Raw genomic sequence first — 1717 nt, forward strand, 5'->3', positions numbered from 1 at the left:
GTTAATTTAGCATAACAAGTACGGAAGAGCCAAAGTTTTTAAAGTTTCTGAATCCATAAGCTGAACGTTTAATAACTTTTAATTTGTTATTAATACCCTCAACCACCCCACTAGTTGTTCTGTTATCAAAGTATGCTATAATTTCATCCTTTTCGGAAAATAATTTTGCGCTTCTGATCACCATGTACCTAATTTGAATAGCCCACCTAACCAATCATTTGTTTCATCAAAAATTTGGCGAATTTTTTCTTTCAATTCGTGCATAGTTTTAAGGGTTGGAGAAACTTCTTTCACTTGAGCTAGTTTCTGACTTGGTTTTTTCGTCAAATCTTTTTCATTGTCTTGATGCAGTCGCTCATGGGGGAAACCACGGCAGTCGCTCATGGGGGAGACCACGGCAGTCGCTCATGGGGGGAACCCCCAAGACCGCGCTGCCTCCCCAAGACCGCGCTGCCTCCCCAAGACCGCGCTGCATCGCTTTTCAAAAGGGCATATTTACTTTTTTTAAGTTTCTCTAAACTCTGTTTATGATTTTCTTTATCTGACTTGGTTTTAGCGTTTTTAGTAAATTTGTTAATTGATTTTTTTCGAGTTTTCTTTGTGAGTCTAGTTCTTGATTAATTTGTACCATTACATGAAATCTGTCGGCTACAACTTGAGCATTGGGCATTAATTCTAAAACTAAGCTTTTGTATCCTTGTCTTGATGCAGTCCCTGGGGGAACGGCAGTCGCTCATGGGGAGGGGCTGTGTGCGGAACCTGCGTCCGCACCGCTGTTTGCCCCGTGGGGACCACGGCAGTCGCTCATGGGGGAGACCACGGCAGTCGCTCATGGGGGGAACCCCCAAGACCGCGCTGCCTCCCCAAGACCGCGCTGCCTCCCCAAGACCGCGCTGCCTCCCCAAGACCGCGCTGCCTCCCCAAGACCGCGCTGCATCGCTGCCATAAATCAATACTAACCTCTTCTATCTTATCTAATTAATCAAAAAATTTGGTTCTTCAGTACCTACTATGCTAAATTTATAGTTAAAACCCCCCAGAAAGCTGACTGTGTAAGGGTTATGAGGCTATTTAACAATAAATTTCCAATATAGCTGCCTCTTCCTCCTGCTCCGAACGCGCCCCGCGTGGCCAACGGCCTCAGTCCCTGCTCCGAACGCGCCCCGCGTGGCCAACGGCCTCAGTCCCTTTGGCAAAGTGTTAATTTAGCATAACAAGTACGGAAGAGCCAAAAATTTTTGATTTCTAATTGTGTTCTTCCTTATAATATTTGAATTAATACTGACTTCTCTAAATCTATTAATACTGCACAATAATTGCCTTTACCTTTAACCAGAGCTATTTCATCAATTCCTAGCTTTTTCAAATTTTTAGGTGGAGAGTTGGGCAAGTCTGACCTGGCATCTTTTAACATTCTTTCTATTTCTTCTGTTGTCACTAATCCTTTTTGGGCTACACTTCTTATACCACTTCTTAAAACTTCTTTTAGGGTTGTCTCAGCTAACCTTTTAGTATAATTTCTTCTTTTCCTGACGAAATCTAACTTTTCACTGAACGGTTTTTTACATTTTTGACATTTAAACTGTCGTCTATTTATTTCCAAAAATACTGGAGACTCTCCCCAAGGCAAATATTTGATTATATATCGATGATTTTGACGTAATTTATAACTTTTTGTCCCACACTGAGTACAGATGCTTTCAATACTGATTGACTA

General features: G+C 41.9%; 3 protein-coding genes and 1 pseudogene. All 4 read right to left on the bottom strand.

The genetic code is table 11. The annotated features are described in order from the left end of the window. Window position 1: 1 nt before the first annotated feature. The 4 genes and pseudogenes from F6K53_RS40250 to F6K53_RS40265 all read right to left on the bottom strand — a co-directional run bounded on the left by F6K53_RS40250 (window position 2) and on the right by F6K53_RS40265 (window position 1711). Window positions 2-184, bottom strand: a complete 183-nt coding sequence (locus tag F6K53_RS40250) for a transposase (RefSeq protein ID WP_293085704.1) — start codon at window positions 182-184, stop codon at window positions 2-4. Continuing rightward, window positions 178-384 carry a transposase gene (locus F6K53_RS40255; protein WP_293085707.1) on the bottom strand — a complete coding sequence of 69 codons (207 nt, stop codon included), beginning with the start codon at window positions 382-384 and terminating at the stop codon, window positions 178-180. Before F6K53_RS40255 ends, F6K53_RS40250 begins: the two co-directional genes overlap by 7 nt. Before the next feature lie 199 nt (window positions 385-583). Beyond that, window positions 584-694: pseudogene (locus F6K53_RS40260) on the bottom strand (transposase); the annotation flags it as partial. 567 nt (window positions 695-1261) lie between these two features. Next, on the bottom strand, window positions 1262-1711 hold the full coding sequence (locus F6K53_RS40265; RefSeq protein ID WP_366511427.1) for a transposase family protein: 450 nt from the start codon (window positions 1709-1711) through the stop codon (window positions 1262-1264). Window positions 1712-1717: the final 6 nt, after the last annotated feature.

Source organism: Moorena sp. SIO4A1 (assembly GCF_010672065.1).
GTDB lineage: Bacteria > Cyanobacteriota > Cyanobacteriia > Cyanobacteriales > Coleofasciculaceae > Moorena.